The 18,810-nt window shown below is 70.5% G+C and carries 19 protein-coding genes, 1 tRNA gene and 1 pseudogene; 9 read left to right on the top strand and 12 right to left on the bottom strand.

The window, feature by feature from the left end:
• Positions 1-18: 18 nt before the first annotated feature.
• The gene (locus tag ACWGB8_RS06395; protein ID WP_452210826.1) at positions 19-1,278 is read right to left on the bottom strand and encodes a sensor histidine kinase; all 1,260 of its coding nucleotides are present in this window, start codon (positions 1,276-1,278) and stop codon (positions 19-21) included.
• A gap of 349 nt (positions 1,279-1,627) precedes the next feature.
• Between ACWGB8_RS06395 and ACWGB8_RS06390 the strand changes: the two genes are divergently transcribed.
• The 3 genes from ACWGB8_RS06390 to ACWGB8_RS06380 all read left to right on the top strand — a co-directional run bounded on the left by ACWGB8_RS06390 (position 1,628) and on the right by ACWGB8_RS06380 (position 3,791).
• Positions 1,628-2,824, top strand: coding sequence for a PP2C family protein-serine/threonine phosphatase (locus ACWGB8_RS06390; RefSeq protein WP_452210824.1), 1,197 nt, complete (start codon positions 1,628-1,630; stop codon positions 2,822-2,824).
• A gap of 156 nt (positions 2,825-2,980) precedes the next feature.
• A complete protein-coding gene (locus tag ACWGB8_RS06385; protein WP_452210822.1) occupies positions 2,981-3,481 on the top strand; it encodes a DUF5994 family protein in 501 nt (166 codons plus the stop codon).
• A 58-nt stretch (positions 3,482-3,539) separates the two neighbouring features.
• Positions 3,540-3,791 (top strand): hypothetical protein, encoded by a 252-nt coding sequence (locus ACWGB8_RS06380; RefSeq protein WP_452210820.1) that lies wholly within the window; start codon positions 3,540-3,542, stop codon positions 3,789-3,791.
• A 47-nt stretch (positions 3,792-3,838) separates the two neighbouring features.
• Here the strand turns inward: ACWGB8_RS06380 and ACWGB8_RS06375 are convergent, their stop codons facing one another.
• Together ACWGB8_RS06375 and ACWGB8_RS06370 are read right to left on the bottom strand one after the other, a co-directional pair.
• Positions 3,839-4,417 (bottom strand): DUF5994 family protein, encoded by a 579-nt coding sequence (locus ACWGB8_RS06375; protein ID WP_452210818.1) that lies wholly within the window; start codon positions 4,415-4,417, stop codon positions 3,839-3,841.
• Between the two features lie 212 nt (positions 4,418-4,629).
• Entirely contained in the window at positions 4,630-5,898 is a 1,269-nt protein-coding gene (locus tag ACWGB8_RS06370) for an ATP-binding protein (protein WP_452210816.1), read from the bottom strand.
• Between the two features lie 381 nt (positions 5,899-6,279).
• Between ACWGB8_RS06370 and ACWGB8_RS06365 the strand changes: the two genes are divergently transcribed.
• Positions 6,280-6,681 carry a restriction endonuclease subunit S gene (locus ACWGB8_RS06365; RefSeq protein ID WP_452210839.1) on the top strand — a complete coding sequence of 134 codons (402 nt, stop codon included), beginning with the start codon at positions 6,280-6,282 and terminating at the stop codon, positions 6,679-6,681.
• A gap of 67 nt (positions 6,682-6,748) precedes the next feature.
• Here the strand turns inward: ACWGB8_RS06365 and ACWGB8_RS06360 are convergent, their stop codons facing one another.
• Genes ACWGB8_RS06360 through ACWGB8_RS06335 form a run of 6 tightly spaced genes read right to left on the bottom strand, consistent with a single transcriptional unit; the run spans position 6,749 to position 11,524 of the window.
• Positions 6,749-7,915 (bottom strand): hypothetical protein, encoded by a 1,167-nt coding sequence (locus ACWGB8_RS06360; protein WP_452210814.1) that lies wholly within the window; start codon positions 7,913-7,915, stop codon positions 6,749-6,751.
• Positions 7,916-7,924: 9 nt separating this feature from the next.
• Positions 7,925-8,602 carry a histidine phosphatase family protein gene (locus ACWGB8_RS06355; RefSeq protein WP_452210812.1) on the bottom strand — a complete coding sequence of 226 codons (678 nt, stop codon included), beginning with the start codon at positions 8,600-8,602 and terminating at the stop codon, positions 7,925-7,927.
• A gap of 10 nt (positions 8,603-8,612) precedes the next feature.
• A complete protein-coding gene (locus ACWGB8_RS06350) occupies positions 8,613-9,608 on the bottom strand; it encodes a nucleotidyltransferase domain-containing protein (RefSeq protein WP_452210811.1) in 996 nt (331 codons plus the stop codon).
• 34 nt (positions 9,609-9,642) lie between these two features.
• Positions 9,643-10,545, bottom strand: coding sequence for a phosphotransferase (locus tag ACWGB8_RS06345; RefSeq protein ID WP_452210809.1), 903 nt, complete (start codon positions 10,543-10,545; stop codon positions 9,643-9,645).
• A gap of 59 nt (positions 10,546-10,604) precedes the next feature.
• Positions 10,605-11,258 carry an ATP-binding protein gene (locus tag ACWGB8_RS06340; RefSeq protein ID WP_452210807.1) on the bottom strand — a complete coding sequence of 218 codons (654 nt, stop codon included), beginning with the start codon at positions 11,256-11,258 and terminating at the stop codon, positions 10,605-10,607.
• Positions 11,255-11,524, bottom strand: a complete 270-nt coding sequence (locus ACWGB8_RS06335) for a hypothetical protein (protein WP_452210805.1) — start codon at positions 11,522-11,524, stop codon at positions 11,255-11,257. Before ACWGB8_RS06335 ends, ACWGB8_RS06340 begins: the two co-directional genes overlap by 4 nt.
• Before the next feature lie 142 nt (positions 11,525-11,666).
• Here ACWGB8_RS06335 and ACWGB8_RS06330 point away from each other — a divergent pair.
• From ACWGB8_RS06330 to ACWGB8_RS06310, 5 genes and pseudogenes are all read left to right on the top strand, one after another.
• Positions 11,667-11,933 (top strand): annotated as a pseudogene (locus ACWGB8_RS06330) (helix-turn-helix domain-containing protein); the annotation flags it as partial.
• A 267-nt stretch (positions 11,934-12,200) separates the two neighbouring features.
• Positions 12,201-13,112 (top strand): hypothetical protein, encoded by a 912-nt coding sequence (locus ACWGB8_RS06325; protein WP_452210837.1) that lies wholly within the window; start codon positions 12,201-12,203, stop codon positions 13,110-13,112.
• A complete protein-coding gene (locus ACWGB8_RS06320) occupies positions 13,109-13,993 on the top strand; it encodes a phosphotransferase enzyme family protein (protein ID WP_452210803.1) in 885 nt (294 codons plus the stop codon). The genes ACWGB8_RS06325 and ACWGB8_RS06320 overlap by 4 nt, the downstream gene beginning before the upstream one ends.
• A gap of 106 nt (positions 13,994-14,099) precedes the next feature.
• On the top strand, positions 14,100-14,513 hold the full coding sequence (locus tag ACWGB8_RS06315) for an NUDIX hydrolase (protein ID WP_452210801.1): 414 nt from the start codon (positions 14,100-14,102) through the stop codon (positions 14,511-14,513).
• A gap of 188 nt (positions 14,514-14,701) precedes the next feature.
• Entirely contained in the window at positions 14,702-15,892 is a 1,191-nt protein-coding gene (locus tag ACWGB8_RS06310) for a damage-control phosphatase ARMT1 family protein (RefSeq protein ID WP_452210799.1), read from the top strand.
• A gap of 217 nt (positions 15,893-16,109) precedes the next feature.
• On the opposite strand, the gene ACWGB8_RS06305 is transcribed toward ACWGB8_RS06310, so the two are convergent.
• The 3 genes from ACWGB8_RS06305 to ACWGB8_RS06295 form a co-directional block, all read right to left on the bottom strand.
• A tRNA-Thr gene (locus ACWGB8_RS06305) sits at positions 16,110-16,183 on the bottom strand.
• Positions 16,184-16,263: 80 nt separating this feature from the next.
• Positions 16,264-16,917, bottom strand: a complete 654-nt coding sequence (gene leuE, locus ACWGB8_RS06300) for a leucine efflux protein LeuE (protein ID WP_452210798.1) — start codon at positions 16,915-16,917, stop codon at positions 16,264-16,266.
• Positions 16,918-17,073: 156 nt separating this feature from the next.
• On the bottom strand, positions 17,074-18,678 hold the full coding sequence (locus ACWGB8_RS06295) for an alpha/beta hydrolase (RefSeq protein WP_452210796.1): 1,605 nt from the start codon (positions 18,676-18,678) through the stop codon (positions 17,074-17,076).
• Between the last annotated feature and the right edge of the window lie 132 nt (positions 18,679-18,810).

The raw sequence follows: 18,810 nt of genomic DNA, 5'->3' as shown, positions 1-18,810 counted from the left end.
TTCACGACGTACCGGACGCTACCTCATCGGCAGCCGCGCGGTCACCGTGAAGCCCCGGCCGTCGGCGCCCGGCCCGCTGGTGGCGCTCCCGCCGCACGCCGCCGCACGCTCCCGGATGCCGATCAGCCCGCGCCCGCTGCGGGCACCCAGCGTCCGGTTCAGCGGCCGGCGCGCCGCGGTGCCGTCATCGGCGACCAGCAGCACCAGCTCGTCGTTCTCGTGGCCCAGCCGGACGGTGACACTGCGCGCCGAGGAGTGCTTGAGCACGTTGGTCAGCGCCTCCTGGACGATCCGGTACACCGCGGTGTCCACATCGGCCGGCAGCTTCAGGTACGGGTAGTCGTTCTCCAACTCCACCGCCACACCTGCCCGCCGGACCCCGTCGACCAGCTCCGGAAGGCCCTGCAGCCCGGGCTGCGGAGCCCGCTCCGGCTGCTGGTCCTCGTCCTTCAGCACCCCGAGCATCCGCCGCAGCTGCGCCATCGCGTCCCGCCCCGACGCGGCGATGGCGTCGAACGCCGCCGTCGCCCGGTCCGGGTCGCTGCGCACCACCACCGGGCCCGCCTCCGCCTGGATCACCATCAGCGACACCGCGTGGGCCAGGATGTCGTGCATGTCCCGGGCGATCCGGGCCCGCTCCTCCAACGCCGCCCGCGCCGCGTCGGCGGCCGCCTGCTGCTCCACCTGCTGCGCCCGCCGGGCCTCCTGCCGGGCGAGGCTGCGCAGCTCGCGGACCACCGAGCCGAAGGTGAACGAGCCCACCGTGATCAGGACGTTGACCAGCATGCCGTTGATCGAGCGGGTCAGCAGCACGTTCGCCACGACCATCGTCGACAGCGCCAGCCAGCGCTGCCAGTCCCGGGCCAGCGCGGCCACCGTGTAGACGCCGACCACCGTGTAGAGCGGGATCACCGGCAGCGCGTTCTTCGCCGTCAGCGACATCACCAGCGCGGCCGCCCCGGACAGCACGAAGCTGCTGAACGGGATCCGCCGCCGCCACACCAGCGGCAGGCTGCTCGCGACCACCAGCGGGTAGACCCACCAGCCCCACGGCGAACCGTCCTGCACCACGAACCACGACGAGTACCCGATCGATACCAGCGCCAGCAGGCCGTCCAGCACCCGCGGATCGACGCTCGCGAAGAACCGCTGCAACGACTCGCCGTACGCCATCGCCCGCGCCTGGAGCCGCGACAGCCCCTCGGCCGCCTCCGGCAGCTCACCGACCGGCCGCGCGAGCAGCCGCCCGAGACCCGTACCGCCCACCTGCTCAGCCACCGGCGACCGCCGTACGGCCGGCCCCGACCGGGGAGGTGTTCATCAGGCGTTCCATGGGACGCATCGTCGTGTTCCTTACCTGCCGGGGGGCACACCCGTCCTTGACTCCCCCGAGCATGGCCGCCACCCCCGCCCCACCGGATCCCTCGCGCGAGGGGATTCCCCGCCTCCCCCGCACGGGGGAGATCACCAACCAAGGCCGGCTGCGCTCCGCGGCGGCCCGAGGTCGCGACCGGGGGGCGCAACGCGCTGCCGTCGGGCGTAATGGAAGGACCGGTCCGGCGAACCACACCGGGTGTCGGGGTTGATCGCGCCCGCGCCGATGGCACGGGGCAGGAAGGACGCGGCGGTGAGCAGCGATGGCGAGGGCCCACTGGGCCGGCCGGAGGGATTCGGCGAGCACCTGCTGGGCACGCTGCTCGATCAGGCCCATGAACTGCCGCCCCGGCTGATCGGTCCGTTGGTCGCCGAAGCGGTGACGACGGTCGGCGGCCGAGATCCGGCGCTCCTGCTGCAGGACTACGGCCAGCTGGTGCTGGTACCGCTGCCCGGCCAAGGGTTGGCCGCGGGGGAGCCGGTGCCGATCGACGACTCCCCCGCGGGTGCGGCCTTCCTGCGCGGTGTCCCCGTCGAGGTGCAGCAGGCCGACGGCGTGCGGGTGTACCTGCCCTTGCTGGACGGCGGCGACGAGGTCGGGGTGCTGGCCGTCACGCTGGAAGCCGTCGGCGACGACGACCGGCGGCTGCTGCGGCGCCTCGCCGCCCTGGTCGCCGATCTGCTGGTCACCAAGACCGGCTACACCGACCGGATCTTCCAGGCCCGGCGACTGGAACCGATGAGCGTGGCGGCGGAGATCCAGTGGTCGCTGCTGCCGCCGCTGTCGATGACCGTTCCCCGGGTCGCGGTGGCGGGCATCCTCGAACCCGCCTACCAGGTGGCCGGCGACAGCTTCGACTATGCGCTCAACGACGAACTCCTGCACGTGGCCACGATCGACGCCATGGGCCACGGGCTGGACGCCGCGACCATGGCGACTGTGGCCATCGGCGCGTATCGGCACGCCCGGCGCGCCGACATCGGGCTGGCGGAGATCTACGCGTTCATGGACCGGGCCATCGCCGAGCAGTTCGGGCCCGACCACTTCGTCACCGCGCAGATGATGCGCCTGGACATCGTGACCGGTCACCTGCAGTGGGTCAACGCCGGGCATCCGCAGCCGCTGCTGATCCGCGACCACCACGTCGTCGAGCGGCTGGAGAGCGCGACCACCCTGCCGGTCGGGTTCGGCGGCGAGCAGCCGGTGATCAGTGAGCGCGTGCTGCGGCAGGGCGACAGGGTCCTGTGCTTCACCGACGGCCTGGTCGAGGAGCGCGAGGCCGGCGGAGAGCAGTTCGGGGAGGACCAGCTCATCGACTGGGTCAACCGCATCGAGCGTTCGCAGACCGGGGTGCGGGCCGTGGTGCGCGCGCTCTCCCACGTCCTGAAGGAGAAGCGGGGCGGTCGCACGAGTGATGACGCCACCCTGTTCCTGATCGAGTGGCGCTGAGAGGGCCGGTACTCCCGCGCAGGCTCTCGTGACCGGCCGGGTCGGCGAGGTGCAGGCGGAGTACCGTGGGGATGTCGGGGCGGCCCGGCCGCCGCTTCCCGATGACCGGCCCTCGCTCGGTGGGGTCGGCGTGCGTCCACGGACAGGTGGCGAGCCATGTCGGACGAAGCCGGTGCTGCGCTCCCGGGATTCCTGCCGGACCGGTTCCGGCAGGCTGCGAAGCCGGGGACGGTGCTGCTGCGCCTGGAGACGACACGGTCGCGCGAGGGTGCGCTCGACGGTGCGTGGTGGCCGCGTTCACGGGACGTCGAAGCCGAACTTCCTGGTTTGGTCCGGGCGTTGACCGAACACCTCGGCCCCGTGGTGAGCGTCGGCCTGGACACGGAAGCCTGGGACGACGTGCCGGCCCGGCTCGTCGTCGACGGCCGGTCGGTGCACATCGACCGGTACCCGATCGGTGACGACACGGTGATCGTCACGCGGGGTGACCGCGATCACTTCAGCCTGCTCGTCGTCCCTCCGAACGCGAGCCGGGAAGCGGCCCTGGCCGCGATGGCCCGCGCGATCGAGGCCGGCGGAACCGACTCGGCCCGGCAGATCCTCGTCGCCACCGGCATCGGCTCCCAGCCGCCGGGGAGTCCCACCGGTCGCGGCTGATCCATCCCGCCAATACCGTCGTGCCCAGGGGTGGGATCGCCGGCACGGGAGGCCAGGAATGCAGCACTACCGATGGGTTCTGGAGACGCAGGACGACGACGGCCACTGGTCCCGGCAGGACGGCACTCCCATGCGGAATCCGCTGGAGTACGACGGGCCGCCCCAGCGGGCGGCCAACCACCTGCGGGAGGTGTTCGTGCGCACGCTCTCCCGGCCTGCTCCCGGCCCTCGGGCGATCAGGATCCGCCTCTGGGAAGGGGCCGATGCCGATGGCCCGCCCCAGGCCGAGGCCGAATGGTCACGCGAGTGACACACTCGGCCCCGCGGCCCGTAGCGGGCGGCACCCGTTCCCGCCGACTACGCGAGTACCGGCCAGGAGCCGGCCCGACTGCGGGCGACATCCGCCCGTCTGCCTGCCTCACCGGCTCCGCTGGACGGGGCGACGGCCGACGGCAGGAAGTCGGAACCGGACCTCGGCCGCTGTGCGCCGACGCCTGTCTCCACGGCGACTAGACCGCTCGCAGGCGTGGTGTTCGCGGGACTGGCGGCCTCGGCCATCAGCCGGGCGGCACCGACTGCATTAGTCTCCGGCGGGACGACCAACAGGTTCAGCCGACGCGGGGCGTACGAGAACACCGCGATCGTGTGCTGGTCCTGCTCGGTGGTGAACCAGCCCGCGTGGACGGTGTGCCCGGCGACCGGGATCCGCCGGGGGATGACGGGCCACTGCGCGGGGTTCAGGGTGATCCGGGTGATCCGGCCCCACCGCTCGTCGATCTCGGCGGCCAGGGCGGGGAGTTCGAGGAGAAGATCACGCGATCGGGGCCACCACGCTCCGTCCAAGGGGCCGTGCCGCGCGCCGCTGGGCGTGAGGGAGAGCCGGGCGGTGGAATCCGGGGTGGCTGGCGTCGTCGCACGATCGAGCATCGTGGTCATGATCAAGGACCTGTCCCCGGGACCGGCCCAGAAGGTCGGGCCCGGAATTGCCGTTCGCCGGAGACGACGCCAGTATCCGGTGCCGGCATGCGAAGTGCCTTCGGTGATGTCCAGGTTACTCCGGCTCCGGCCCGGACCCGGCATGGTCGCGGCGGTGAGGATTCCGCCCGGCGCCTCCCGACGGACACGGCGGAACGGGTGAGGGCGGCCGCTCAGACCCGCCCGTAGCGGACCGCCTGGTCGGCGAACTCCCGGGCCATCTCCTCGGAGACGGTCGGACGGGTGCGGTGGATGGCATCCAGATAGTCCTGGGTGCCCGGTTGGGTCCGCTCCCCCGTGTCGAGGGTGTGCTCGAAGGTGCTCTGGGCGACCGCCATGGCGACCTGCCTGATGTCGGCGGGAGTGAAGCCCTCGCTGGCCTCGGCGAGGGCCGCCGTGTCGGCGGCGGTGCCCGTCTTCGCCGTGTAGCCGGCCCACAGCGCCTCGCGGGCCGTGGAGTCGGGTGGCCCGACCGGCAGGACGTAGTCGAACCGGCCGTGGCGCAGGAACGCCGGGTCCAGGGCGGCCACCGAGTTGGTGGCGCAGACGAGGAGCCGGCCGTCGCGGTCACGGAACCGCACGATCGACTTGAGGAGTTCGTTGACCACGCCGACCGACGCGGGAGCGGCGAGGCTGCGCGTACCGGCGACCTCCTCGACCTCGTCGATGAACAGCAGCACGTGGTCGAGCTGCGCCACCTCCTCGAAACGGCGGCCGAGTCCGGTGGCCAGCCCGTCCTCGGACACGAGCCGGGAGGGGAAGAGCTCGATGAACGGCCAGCCGAGCCGCCCGGCCACGGCCTTGGCGAACGTGCTCTTGCCCGTGCCCGGCGGGCCGAACAGCACGACCGCGCGGGGCGGTTCCACTCCGTGGGCGTCCGCCAGCTCGGGGTTCGCCAGGGGCAGCACCAGCCGCCGTTCGATGAGCCGCTTCTCGTCGGCCATGCCCGTGAGCCGCTCCCAGAGGCGGGCTTCGGGCATGACCGCGCCCAGCATCGCCAGGACCGTCGGGCCCTGGGTGCCGACTACCTCCGACTTCTCGAAGTACGTCAGCCCGCGGTGGGGGTGGAATCCGGAGTTGACCAGCGCGGTGGCGCCGGTCTCCTCCTCGGGCAGCACCGCTGCGACGATCCTGGCACCGGCGTCCCGCAGACGGTGCTCCAGTGCGGACAGCACGGCGGTGCCGATGCCCAGGTTCCGCCAGCCGGGGTGCAGGGCGATACGCAGTACCCATGCCCGGTCCCCGTCGACCCGGCCCACCGCCGCACCCACGAGACGTCCGTCGGCAACCACGACGACGCTCGGATCACGTGCCTGCAAAGCGGCGACGACGTCGGAGAGGCCGAAGACGGCGGCGCGGTCCGTGGTGGCGCTCTCCGCGTCGAGCCGGACCACCGCTTCGAGGTCGTCCGGTGTGAAGTCCCGGACATGCCATACAGCCATACGCCGCCCTCGAACGTCGCGGGCCCCCGGACCTCCATCATCGGTCGGCCCCGGTGCGGCCGCCTGCCCGGACGACGGGGGACCGGAGAACGACGAAGGCCCCGACCGGCGACCCGGTCGGGGCCCTCCGCACTCCTCTGCGTGCACGGGTCGTCTCACAGAGGATTGGAGGCGAGCAAGCACAGACGGGCCCGACGAGGAGATCCCCTTCGGCTGGAAGCTTGTTCGCGTAAGAGAAATTGCTGAGTGTCTAGATCGACTCCGCAAACCGGTAAACAATATCGAACGCGCAAAGCGTCCTAGGCCTGTCCCATATTATGGTGCAAATGGGCAAGTCGGCTGGATTGATGAAGCATTGTTCGATGAGACCCTCGTCTTGGTCTGGAGGACGAAACATTCACTGGTCGAACCAAGCCATTTTCCTACCTGATCTCTGGACCTTCCTGGGTTAATAACCATGCCCACGTGCTTCGCACCACGGACGAGATTTCACCTGCGGCACTCAATATCCTTCTATCCTTCTATGACTTCATCCCCCTGACATCGGGGTCCACGGGACGTCGGAAGCTGAACCAGAGATCACTCATGGATGCAGAGCTCTTGCTGCCTCCGGTCGCGGAGCAACAGGAGATCGTCCGACGCGTCGATGAGAGCCTGAAAAGCATGGATCTCATCACGGGGCAGCTAAATCGCGCACTCCGCACGTTGGAACAGACATCACAAGCAGCTGCAGTAAAGGCTTTTCAAGGCGACCCTATTCCTGCTCTTCAGAAGAAGATCTAGGAATCTTTAACGGCTGGGGACTGCATCGTGACAGACCCCAGCCGCCCTGATCTGACCACGACGACGATCACCTGGTTGTCGCGGGCGAGCGCGGCTTGTCAGATTTCCGCAGCGGCAACCGGTGCTGTCCCACTGCAACCATCACGTTGGCCAGCGCCTGCTTGTCCGTGATCCAGCCGGTGTCACCGGCGGAGACCGAGCGCTGAACGGCGTTGAGGACGGCTTCGTTGACGTCGGCGGGTTGGGCCAGGTGTGCCCGCATGTAGTGCTTGAAGAGCGCAGGCAGCTGATCTGATCGAGTTGCGGTCCTGGTCCTCATGGAGAAGATCGGGAGGAACCATGCTTCGAAGCCGTCCTTCAGCGCCTGGGTGGCGCGGTACGCGTTGTGCAGCGGCTGCAGGCTGGCAGTGTGGTCGTACGGAAGATGTCCGTGGAGGGCGTATCGGAGACGGGTGCCGTCGTGTTCGCGGAAGTGCTGGCCGTGGGCGGCGATGTGGTTGGCCGCGTTCTGGGTGATGGTCATGACGGCCACATCCGCCTGCTTCTTTCGGGCTGCGGTCAGGACGGTGACGTGGAGGCCGACGCGCGGGTCGAGGACGAGGCCGTTGAGGCCGAGAGGCGAGAGGTCGATGCCGTGGTCGCGGGTTCGGGAGAGGATCAGGCGCTGGGCGACGTTGCCGGCGGTGTTCTGGAGGTGCTTGGGCTGCTGGCGGTGGCTGGCGTGGATGTCGGAGCGGTCGAGGACGGGGCGGTCCTGCGCGAGTTCGGCGACGAGGTGGAGGCCAGTGCGGTCCTGGGTGTCGGTGCTGCCGCAGGCGTTGCAGGGGTGTCTGCCGGTACCGGTCATGTGACCGCAGGCCCGGCAGGTGGGGACGGTCTCGCGGCTGATGGTGAGGGTGCCTGCGCAGAGGTTGTTCTCGATCATCTCCAGCGCGAGGTTGGCGACCTCCGGGTCGGTGTCGGTCAGGATGCCGCCCACCGGGGACTGTCCGGACGTGTACTTGTCGGCAATCAGGCCGGCCTCGAACGGCCGACGGGGGATCACTGGGCCCTCGGCCTGGCGGTGGCGGAGGTCTCCGGCGAGGGTGACGGTGTTCCAAAGGTGAGGTGCGGGGGGTAAGCCCAGGATGGCATTGAGGGCGGCGGCGAGTCGGATGCCCACGGCCTTGCCGGGGCGGGTGGCGAAGGTGAAGGGCCCGTTCTGGACGGGCCCGTTGAGGAACAGGTGTCGCACGGGCGTCTCCTAGATCGGCGGGGTGGTGGTGGTTCCCGTCCGGGTGAACCGGGCGTCTCGCAGTTCGTAGTGGAGGATCGCGGCGTTGGGCATCTTGCCCTTCCGCTCCTCGCCTAGGATCTCGGTCAAGGTGCAGGATTCGAGCAGGGATCGGAGCGCCACCGCGGCGGTCTGGTGGGTGAAGGCGACGACGGTGCGCGCTGCCTGGAGTTCGGCCTGGGCGAGGGCAGCGAACTCGGCGGCCCGGTTGAGCACGCCCTCAGCGAGCGACTCACCGCCACCCGGCGCGGTCCAGACGTGCTTGCGCAGGCGGCGTTCCTCAGCAAGCTCGGGGTAACTGTCGAACAGCTCGCGCTTGGTCATGTAGGTCGCGTCGCCGTAGTGCTGCTCGTCGAGGAGCACGGTCTGCTGGGGCCACCCGTCGGGCAGGGCGGGGAGGGCGATCACGGCGGTGTCGATCGCCCTGCGGTAGGTCGAGGTGTAGACGTGCGGCTCGGGGCCGGCGAGCTGCGGGAGGACCTCGGCGAGCCACTGGGCCTGCCGGAAGCCGCGCGGGGTGAGGCCGACGATGGTGCGTGAGATGGCGTGCGCGGCGGCTCCGTTGTATGGGCGGGGGTCTTGGTAGAAGCCGTTGTACTTGTCGGCGTTTTCGACGGACTCGGCGTGCCGGATGACGAGCAGGGTCACGGTGCGGGTCCTATCCGGCGAGGTTGGCGACGTAGGAGCCGCTGACGGTCCAGGGGGTGAGTTCGATGCCGAAGCCGCTGTGTTCGCCGTCCTGGGTGTGGACGAGCTTGCCGGCCAGGTGCACGGTGTCGCCGGATCGGAACGCGCCGGTGTAGGCGCCGAGGTACGAGCGCATGTGGGTGATCCGGCGGGCGAAGGAGTCGGCCTCGTCGATGGTCGAGTTGAGGATGGTCTTGACCTTGATCCCGTAGACGGCAGGGGTGGTGAGGCCCTCGGCGTGGTCGGTGATTTTGGCGAGGAGCGAGATCTCGCCGATCTCCTTGGAGGAGATCCGGGCGAAGGTCTTGTCGCGGTCGGAGCGGATGGGTTCGCAGTTGATGTGCGCGCCGGCATTGGCGGTGAGGCCTTGGAGCTTGCGGCGTTCCTGCTTGATGAGGGCGTCGAAGGAGCTGCCCTCCATGTACTTGGCCCGGCGGATGTACAGCCGGGTGAGGTCGTCTCCGTCGTACGGACGGATCAGGTCGGCCTGCTGGAACAGCTCCCGAGCGGCCTCGTAGCCCTCCGGTCCGTAGCAGACGAGGTCGATGTCGGAGCGCTCATTGAAGCAGCCGACGAGGAAGGAGCCGGTGACGCCGATCAGGCCCTGGGCGCCGTTCGTGGTAATCCACCCGGCGATCGCCAGGAGGTCCTTGCCGGCCGGGTTGTCGGCGACCGCGCCGGGGTCCTCGTGGATGGCGGCGAGGGCCTGGCGGCAGGGGTAGTGGACGGCCACGTCCTCGCGCGGGATGCCGGTGATGACGCAGCCGAGGGTGTCGGAGTAGACGTAGCACTCCGGCCTGCCGGCCAGGATGCCGAAGGACTTCGACACGACGCTGTTCTGCCGGTAGGTCCGACCGAACAGCCGCCGGTCGCCCTTCTCGTCAGGGTGGTACTTGACGTAGCCGAGGTAGTGGCTGCCGGGGTGACTGTCGCCGATGACCTTGAAGACGACTCCGTGGTGGTCCATCAGGTAGTCGCGGTCACGAACGGTGGGAACCGGCCTACCGGTGTTCAGCGGTGAACCGTTCCAGAGTGGGGAAGGTGCCGGTGTCGATCGTGTTGGACGACTCATACTGATCAAGTCCCATCGTGAAGAGGGTGCGGCGGTACTGCCACTTGATGTGCTTGTCGTGCCGTGTGGGGTCGGTGGGCCGCATGAGGGCGAGGAAGAAGAAGCACTTGACGAGCAGGAAGTCGCCCAGATGCTCGCTCACCCGCTGCCCGATCAGGGATGCGGTGGTCTCGTCGAGTGCGCCGGTGTAGGCGGCGCGCTGTTCCGGGGTGATGCTGTAGCCCTTGCCTCCGCCCTTGAAGGCCACGATGTCGAGCGCGGGGTAGACGTCGTAGCCGAGCGGGACCGGTCCGTGGTGCTGCCAGTCGATGACGCCGGCCTGAAGGACGTTGGGCAGGCCGTAGTCGAGATGTCCGTGCACCATCGGGAGCTGGGCCAGCCGGTCGAGGGCGTGCTTGACCGCTTCGTGGACGCACGGGGTGTCGAAGTCCGGGTTCTCCTCGAACACCTCTGCCGCGAAGGCCGCCTTCTCGAACCACGGCGTGGCGGGGAGGGGGTGCCTCGCCTGGGCCTGCAGGAGCTTCGATGCGACGGCCGCCGCCGTGCTGATCACCTGGTAGCTGACCTGACCGTCCTGCCTGGCGTCGGCCAGCGCCGCCTCGTGAAGCGAGCTGTCGCCGATGGCGCGCTCGATGACGAAGTAGCTCTCGTTCTCTGAGCCGCTGTCGACGATCTCCGGCACCGGGTAACCAAGGCCGGCGGCCAGCTGCTGGAACTCGGTCTCAACCCGCAGATCCTCACCGCCGGTCCGCTTGTAGAGCAGGCCGTCGGTGGACCTCCACACCGCGCCTTGAGTGGCGGTTCTGTCCTTCACGAACTCCCAGTCGCTCATCCATCCATCCTTCCGTAGCGCCGAGTTGGGGTGGAGCAGATACGGCTGTGTCGGGCAGGTCACCTGGGGTTGGGCCGGCCGCCCCCGGGGGAAAGGGCGACCGGCCCCGTCACCGCCCGGCCGGTGTGCCTGCATCGGTACGGGCGGAGTCGGTGGGCGTGGGGAGCGCGGCTCGGGGAGAACCGCTGGTGCGGGCGGGCGCCGTGGTGAGCGGGAGTGTGGGTCCGCGGTCGGGGGCGTCCGGCACGGAGCAGGCTCGCGAGCAGTGCTGTCCGGCGTGCCGAGCGGAGGCGCTCGGGCACCGCGACGGTGGGAACGACGAGCTCCGCCCAGACCTTCTTGCCGTGGGTGGTCGGCTCGGCGCCCCAGTTCTCGGACAGGCCCTCGATCAGCAGCATCCCCCTGCCGCTGGTCAGTTCGCTGTTGCCGAAGTTCACGGCCCCGGCCGGCATCCGACGCGACGGGTCGTAGACCTCGACGACGACCCGGTCGCCGTCCGGGGAGAGGTGGATCCCGACCAGCAGCCTGCCCGGAGCGTGGACGACGGCGTTGGCGAGCAACTCCTCCGCGACCAGAGCGATGTCGCCCAGCGCCTCCCCGGCGATCCCCCAGGAGCGGGCGATGCGGACGACCGCGTCCCGGGCCGACGGGACGTGCTCGCACTCGGTGCCGATGAGCGTGATGCGGCGCGCGAGGACAGAAGTTGCGCTCACTCCTCACCGCCGCTGGCCTGGACCGCGTCGACGACGGTGTTGCACGGCCAGGGACCGCAGCCGTCGCTGCACTGGCCTCCCTCGGACTGGCGCCGGTCGAGCACCCTGCGGGCATGCCTACTGGCCGTACCCGGGCACACGGCGAGCAGGCCCGAGGCCCTCGTCGCGCTGCTGGTCGTCTCTTCCACGTAGAGCAGGCCGACAGCCGCGTCCGTGTCTCGTCGGAGCGTGGCGTCGCCGCTCAGGATGTCCGAGGGGAATGTCATCGGCGCTTCTCCTTCGTGGCCGGCAAAGAGTGGGCTGGTGTGGCGCGGTTGCGCCGAACACCTGCACGTCAGACCCGTAGCGTTGTGTAATGAGTGCTGAACGCTTGGAGACATTCAGCCCTGCCGGTGGGCCGCCCGGCCAGTGTCGGCATTCGGACAGCGCCCGCTGTCCACAAGAGACGCCCGGGGAGCCCAAATACCGCGACCACCAAAGCCTCTGGACCCCACGCGGTCCGCGGCCCACTGGTTCGGTGCGGAGCTCCGGCACTGGCGGGAGCTCCGGAGCCTGAGCCAGGACGAGGTCGGGCGGCTTGTCCACCTCAGTGGGGACCTGATCAGCAAGATCGAGCGGGCCGAACGGCCCTGCAAGCCGCACCATGCCCAGGCGTTAGACGCTGCCCTGGACACCGGCGGGGTCCTGTCGCGGAGCATGGCGCTGGCTCAGTCCGAAATGGACAACCGCTCAAGGGAAATGGACAGACGGCCCGCTGGGCCAGTAAGGGCTCCCCTGGGGGCTCTGCTCGGGGGCACGCTGGAGGAGCCACCGCCCGCTCTCGAGTGGAACGAGTCCGACCCCATGGAACGACGGAACTTCCTTGCCGCGACGAGTGCAGCGCTCGCTGCAGGCCCACTGGCCCAGCTGTTGACCTCCACCCCAGCCTCCGCCGTACCCACAGTGGTCCGACCTGCAGACGTCGAACAGGTCCACGCCGCAGCGACCACACTGCGCAGCTGGGACAACCTCTACGGCGGCGCTGGCGTCGTCCGCGAGACCGCACTCGCCCAACTACGCTGGGCTGCTGCTCTCCTGAACAGCCGCTGCCCTGCCCCACTGCGCGCCGAGCTGTTCACCGCCGCCAGCCGCCTGGCCACCGTGGTCGGCGCCTCTGCCTTCGACGCCTTCGCACACGACGACGCGCACCGCCTCTTCGCCTTCGCCACCTCATGTGCCGAGGAAGTGGACAACTGGCCGCTGCGGGCTATCTCCTACAACCTGCGTTCTCGCCAGGCCACCTGGCGCGGCGACCCCGACACCGCCCTCACGCTTGCGGAACTCGGCCTTGCCCGCGCCGACCGGCTCTCCCCCGCCGAACAGTCCATGCTCCACAACGCCCGCGCCCGGGCCCTGGCCAAGATGGGCCGAACCCAGCAGACCCTGACCGCGATCGGCAACTCCGACGACTCGTTCGCCTCGATCATCACGGCGAACGAAGGGCCGTGGATGGCGTACTACGACAGCGCCCAACACCACGGCGACACCGGCCACGCCCTGTTCGACCTTGCCCTCGCTGGCCACCCGCCGCAGGAGGCACTCCAACGGCTGCAGACCGCTGTGGACGGTCACGGCGACGGCTTCGCCCGGTCCCGCGCGTTCTCCCGCACCAAACTGGCCACGCTCCAGATGGCAGCCAGTGACCCCGAGCAGGCTCTGGCGGAAGGGCACACCGCTCTCGCCGAGGTGAGCGACCTCCGCTCGCTGCGTGCAAACCACGAGCTGGCCGAGCTGGGCCGGGTGGCCCACCGCCACCGCAACCTCCCCGACGTCCGGGACCTGCGGGAACAGATCGTCGCTACGGTGGCAACGTGAGTCGTAACGAGGAGTCCCACGCACTGCTGCTCAAGGCGTGTGCCGACGCCGGACTGTCGGCGGCAGGGGCGGAACCGATACGGATCGGGGAGAACGCGCTGTGGCGGTTGCCGTCTCGGATCGTGGCGCGCATCGCTCGGCCCGGGCAGGCAGCTGCCGCCGCCCGCGAACTGGCCGTCGCCAGATGGCTGCATGACTGCGAGGTGCCTGCGGTACAGCCGCTCGATCATCTGCAGGAGCCACTGGAGGTGGACGGCCGCCCGGTGACCTTCTGGCACGAACTTCCCCCACACCGCCCAGGGACCGCCGCCGACATCGCGCCGCTCCTCCGACGCCTCCACGAACTTCCCGTCCCAGCCATCCCATTGGGCTACCTCGACCCGTTCGTCCGGCTAGCCGCCCGGATCGACGGCGCGGCCACCCTCGATGACGAGCAGCGGCAGTGGCTACGCGACCGCTTGGCCGAACTCGAATCGGCCTGGTCCAGCCTCCTGCCGGGAATGCCGGCAAGCGTCATCCACGGCGACGCCTGGGGCGGCAATGTCGCGGTCACGCCCACCACCACCTACCTGCTCGACTTCGAGCGGACCTCTTTGGGACCTCCCGAATGGGACCTCACCGCCACGGCCGTCGGCTACGGCACCTTCGGCACTGTTTCGGACAGCAAGTACGCGGCGTTCTGCGACGCGTACGGCACCGACGTGACAGCCTGGGACGGCTACCCGGTGCTGCGGGACATCCGTGAACTTCGGGTCACCTGCTTCGCCCTCCAGCACGCGGCAGCCGATCCAGCCCGCCACCGAGCGGAGGCCCACTACCGTCTCGCCTGCCTGCAAGGAGTGAACGGTCCACGGCCATGGGGTTGGACGGCGGTCGGCTGACAAGGCACACGACCTTTGCGGCCTACCTCGCATGGCCGCCCGATCGGTGCCCGCCCCTTGGCAAAGTGCCTCATACCCCATCCTGACCGCTCTCGAAGGAGCGCACGTGAGGCGACAGACTGCGGACGAGCGCCCAAGGATTGCCGCCGCGATCGTGGTCCACGAAGGCCGCGTCCTGATGGTTCGGCGCCGGGTCAGCGAGGGCCGGCTCTCCTGGCAGTTTCCGGCAGGCAAGATCGAGGACGGCGAGTCTCCCGAGGAAGCGGCTGTCCGCGAGACTGCGGAGGAGACGGGGCTCGGTGTGGTTGCCCTCAAGGTCCTCGGCGAGCGCGTCCACCCGGAGACTGGCCGGTGGATGTCATACACGGCTTGCGAGATCGTCAGTGGTACCGCCTGCGTCGCGGACACGAGAGAGCTGGACGCGCTCGCGTGGGTGGCTCTCACCGAGATCCCCGAATACGTGCCGTACGGGCTGTTCGAGCCGGTGCAGGCGTACCTGGATGCCGCCCTCGGTCGCTGATCAAACTTCGACGGCGACGGCCGTACGGGTTCTGTCCACCAGCTCGTGGAGCGCCCGCACGGCCGTTGACCTGCTTCCAGGTTGTTCCGGACAGGAGCCCGTCGTAGCCGAGGCGCACCACGGCGAGCTCGGCGCGGTCGGATATGCGACGGTCGTATCGAGCCCCTGGGCCTCCCGACCGACCGCCCATGACGAGAGAGACGAGCAACCAGGTGCCGACCGCCCCCGTGATCCGCAGCAACGTCCCCAGGTCCTTCGCCTGGGGCGTGTTCCACGAGCGTCACCCGAAGCTCGTCCGGCAGGTCCTGGACGCGCTGCCGTACGGCCCCGCCCAGCGGGCGGCGGTGGAGCGGCTCCTCGTCGAGAGCACCACCGGCGTCCTGGAGCCGCTGGGCGACGACGCGCCGGACGCAGCGCAGTGGCTGGAGTGGGGCACCGGCCTGTGGGGCCGGCCCTGGGGCGAGGCGCCGTTCCTGTGGGCGGAGAGCTACTTCTATCGCCGGTTGCTCGACGCCATCGGGTACTTCCGGCCCGGCGCGTGGCAGGGCGTCGACCCGTTCGCGCCGTTCAAGAACGCCGAGCTGGCCGGACCGGCGGTGGACGACGAGCTGGCTGCGCTGAGCAAGCTCGACGACCTGCCCGAGGCACGTCGGGCAGAGGCGCTGCTGTCGTCCGCCCTCTGGGGCAACCGCGCGGACCTGAGCTTCCAGATCACCGCGGGGTCCGACGGGCAGGCCGCGTCCGACCTGGTCACCGACGACAGCACGACGCTCTGGGCAGAGCTGGAACGCGCAAGGGGCGGGCGGATCTGCGTCGTCGCGGACAACGCCGGCAGGGAGCTGCTGCCGGACCTCGTGTTGATCGACCACCTCCTGTGCGGCGGCCCGGCGGTGAAGGTCGTCCTGTACGTGAAGCCGCAGCCGTACTTCGTGTCGGACGCGACAATGGCCGATGTCCTCGCCTCGGTCGAGCGCCTGCGCTCCGCGCCCTCTCAGGCTGCCGCGGGGGTCGGCGGGCGGCTGTGGCGGGCGATGAACAACGGGACGCTCGTGGTCCACACGCACCCGTTCTTCTGCGCGCCACTGCCGTTCCACGACATGCCTGCCGACCTCCGGGCCGAGTTCACCGGTGCGGCGATGACGATCCTCAAGGGTGACCTCAACTACCGCCGTCTGGTCGGCGACCGGCTCTGGCCGCCGACAACCCCCTTCGCTGAGACGGCCGACCACTTCCCGACGCCCGTCGCGGCCCTGCGGACACTGAAGTCCGATGTGATCGTGGGCCTCGGCACCGAAACCCTCGCCCGGCTCGACAGCAGCGGGACGCTCTGGCGCACCAACGGCCGCCACGCCGTCATCCAGGTCGATGCACGCCAGTAGCCGGAGGGCACCCCGGACGCCCCAGGGGCTCTATCCTCCGAGGCGGAGGTCACGCCAAGGTGGCCCTAACGCGGAGAAGGCCGCGAAGAAGGCGTCGACGCCCGCGCTCACGCATTGCTCACGCAAGCGATCCTGTAGCGCGTCGCTGACGCCTGCCCGCACTCACCGAAACAGCAAAAGGCCCAGGTCACGGGATATGTGACCTGGGCCTTCTCTGAGCCGCCTGCGGGATTCGAACCCGCGACCTACGCATTACGAGTGCGTTGCTCTGGCCAACTGAGCTAAGGCGGCGCCGTTGCCACGTGCTGTGGGAACGGCGGCCAGTCTACACAGGTTCGCGGGGTGATCCGTACCCGGTTTGCGGGTGGGGGTCAGGCGGAGGTGACGGCGAGCTTGGCCGCGAAGCCGGCGAAGAGGGCGGCGACGCCGCTGGTGAGGCCCGCGGAGAGGCGCTTGCGGCGGCGGAAGGCGGTGGCGAGCGTGGTGCCCGCGAAGATCAGGGTGGAGAGGTAGAGCAGGCTGAAGGTCTGCAGGATGCCGCCGAGGAGGGCGAAGGAGAGTACGGGCTGCCCGTAGCCGGGGTCGACGAACTGGGTGAAGAAGGAGAGCAGGAAGAGGATGGCCTTGGGGTTCAGCAGGCTGATCAGCAGGGCGCGGCGGAACGGGCGCTCGGTGGCTTCGGGGGTCTCGGTGGCGGCCTCGGCGTCGGGGGCGGTGTGGCGCTCGCGCCAGAGGGCGCGGGCGGCGCGGAGCATGCCGATGCCGATCCAGAGCAGGTAGGCGGCGCCGCCGAACTTCACCACCGCGAAGACGGCGGGGTTGGCCTCCAGCAGCGAGGAGGCGCCCAGGGCGGTGAGGCTGATCAGGGTGAAGTCGCCGACGAAGACGCCCATCGCCGCGCTGTAGCCGGTGCGGACGCCCTTGCGGGCGGCGACCGACAGCACGTAGATCGAGTTGGGGCCGGGCAGCAGGACGATGACCAGGGCGCCGAGGACGTAGGTCGCCAGGTCGTTGACTCCGAGCACGAGGCACTCCGGTGAGGGTCGGTCCGGGGCGTCCCCGGGCGCGGCCGGGCGGCCGGGGCGACCCCCGGGGTGCGGGGGTGCATCATCGTAACGTCGTACCGCACGGCGGTTGAAGCGAAAACTATCCGGCGGAAGCAGCCGGACCCCGGACCCCGCCTACGAGGCGCAGCGCTTGCCGTCCTCCGGTGCGGCGCCGCCGAGCAGGTAGCGGTTGACCGCGGTGTCCACGCAGGGGTCGCGCCGCCCGTATGCGGTGTGGCCGTCGCCGTCGTAGGTCAGCAGGCGGCCGGACTCCAGTTGGTCGGCCAGCGCCTGCGCCCAGGCGTAGGGGGTGGCCGGGTCGCGGGTAGTGCCGATGACCACGATCGGTGCGGCGCCGGCCGCCCGGATCGTGTGCGGGGCGCCGGTGGCGGGGGTGGGCCAGTAGCCGCAGGCCAGCGCCATCCAGGCCATGTTCTTCCCGAAGTGCGGCGAGGTCCGCTCGAAGTCGGGCAGCGCCCGGCGGACGGCCTCCGGGTCGGCGAAGGGCGCGGGCAGGTCGAGGCAGTTCACCGCCATGTTGGCGAACATCAGGTTGGGGTAGGTGCCGTCCGGGCTGCGGTCGTAGTACGAGTCGGAGAGCTTCAGCAGCCCGGTGCCGTCGCCGGCCCGGGCGTCGGCGAGCGCGGTGCGCAGCCGGGGCCAGAGGAACTCGGCGTACATCGCCTGGATCACGCCGGTGGTGGCCTGCGCCTCGGTGAGCCTGCGGCCGGCGTCGGTGGTGGGCAGCGGCGCGGCGTCGATCGACCGCAGGAGCTCGCCCAGCGCCTCTCCCGCGGCCTGTTCGTCGCCGCCGAGCGGGCAGTCCTTGCGCGCCACGCAGTCCGCGGCGAACGCGGCCCAGGCGGTCTCGAAGCCGCCGGCCTGGGTGCGGTTGCCGCTGACCGAGTCCAGGGACGGGTCCATCGCGCCGTCCAGCACCATCCGGCCGACCCGGGAGGGGAAGAGCCCGGCGTAGGTGGCGCCGAGGAAGGTGCCGTACGACTTGCCGAGGTAGCTGAGCTTGGGGTCGCCGAGCAGTTCGCGCAGCACGTCCATGTCGCGGGCGGCCTCGACCGTCGACAGGTGGCCGAGCCGGGCGCCCGCACTGCCCTGGCAGCCGGCCGCGAACTCCTTGTCCGCCGCGACCAGGGCGTCGACCTCCGCCTGGTCGTCCGGGGTGATGTCGGTGGTCGTGTAGGCGTCCATCCGCTCGCCGTTCAGGCAGGTCACCGGGGCGCTGCGGCCGACCCCGCGCGGGTCGAGGCCGACCAGGTCGTACGCGGCGTGCACCCCGCTGTCGTAGGTGCCGGCGACGGCCTCGACGTAGTCGACCGCCGAGCCGCCGGGGCCGCCCGGGTTGAGCAGCAGCGAGCCGAGCCGACCGGTGGAGCCGCCGCCGCGGGCCGGGCTGCGGACCGCGGTCAGCGTGAGGTCGCCGTCGGCGGGCCGGTCGTAGTTCAGCGGCACCTTGAAGGTGGTGCACTCGAAGGTGCCGTCGCAGGGCTGCCAGCTGAGCTTCTGCGTGTAGTAGGGCGCCAGCGCGGCGGGAGTCGCGGCGGGCAGCGGCTCCAGCGGGGTGGCCGTGGCGGATGCGGTGGGCGCGCCGGCGGCGGCGGCCGAGGGGGCGCCGGTGGTACCGGCGGTCAGGTCGGCGGAGGAGGACGCACCCGCCGACGGTCCGGGGCCGCCGCCGGAGGTGCAACCGCCGAGCACCAGCCCGGCGGCCACCGCCGCGGCCACCGCCGCCGGACCCCGGCGCCGGGAGCCGCGACGGCCCGGGCGACCGCGGTCCCGGAGGTCACCACGGCCCCGGAAGTCGCCACGGTCACCGCAGTCACCGCAGTCACCGCGATCACCGCCGTACGTGCCGCT

This window comes from Kitasatospora sp. NPDC054939 (assembly GCF_053610105.1).
This window is presented reverse-complemented; position numbering and strand designations above follow the sequence as displayed.

What these genes read in the sequence shown, in the direction of transcription:
- ACWGB8_RS06385 (WP_452210822.1), top strand. Translation starts at nt 2,981, where the DNA reads ATGTCGGACGAAGCCGGTGCTGCGCTCCCGGGATTCCTGCCGGACCGG.
- ACWGB8_RS06380 (WP_452210820.1), top strand. Translation starts at nt 3,540, where the DNA reads ATGCAGCACTACCGATGGGTTCTGGAGACGCAGGACGACGACGGCCAC.
- ACWGB8_RS06375 (WP_452210818.1), bottom strand. Translation starts at nt 4,417, where the DNA reads ATGACCACGATGCTCGATCGTGCGACGACGCCAGCCACCCCGGATTCC.
- ACWGB8_RS06370 (WP_452210816.1), bottom strand. Translation starts at nt 5,898, where the DNA reads ATGGCTGTATGGCATGTCCGGGACTTCACACCGGACGACCTCGAAGCG.
- ACWGB8_RS06350 (WP_452210811.1), bottom strand. Translation starts at nt 9,608, where the DNA reads ATGGACCACCACGGAGTCGTCTTCAAGGTCATCGGCGACAGTCACCCC.
- ACWGB8_RS06345 (WP_452210809.1), bottom strand. Translation starts at nt 10,545, where the DNA reads ATGAGCGACTGGGAGTTCGTGAAGGACAGAACCGCCACTCAAGGCGCG.
- ACWGB8_RS06335 (WP_452210805.1), bottom strand. Translation starts at nt 11,524, where the DNA reads ATGACATTCCCCTCGGACATCCTGAGCGGCGACGCCACGCTCCGACGA.
- ACWGB8_RS06310 (WP_452210799.1), top strand. Translation starts at nt 14,702, where the DNA reads ATGACGAGAGAGACGAGCAACCAGGTGCCGACCGCCCCCGTGATCCGC.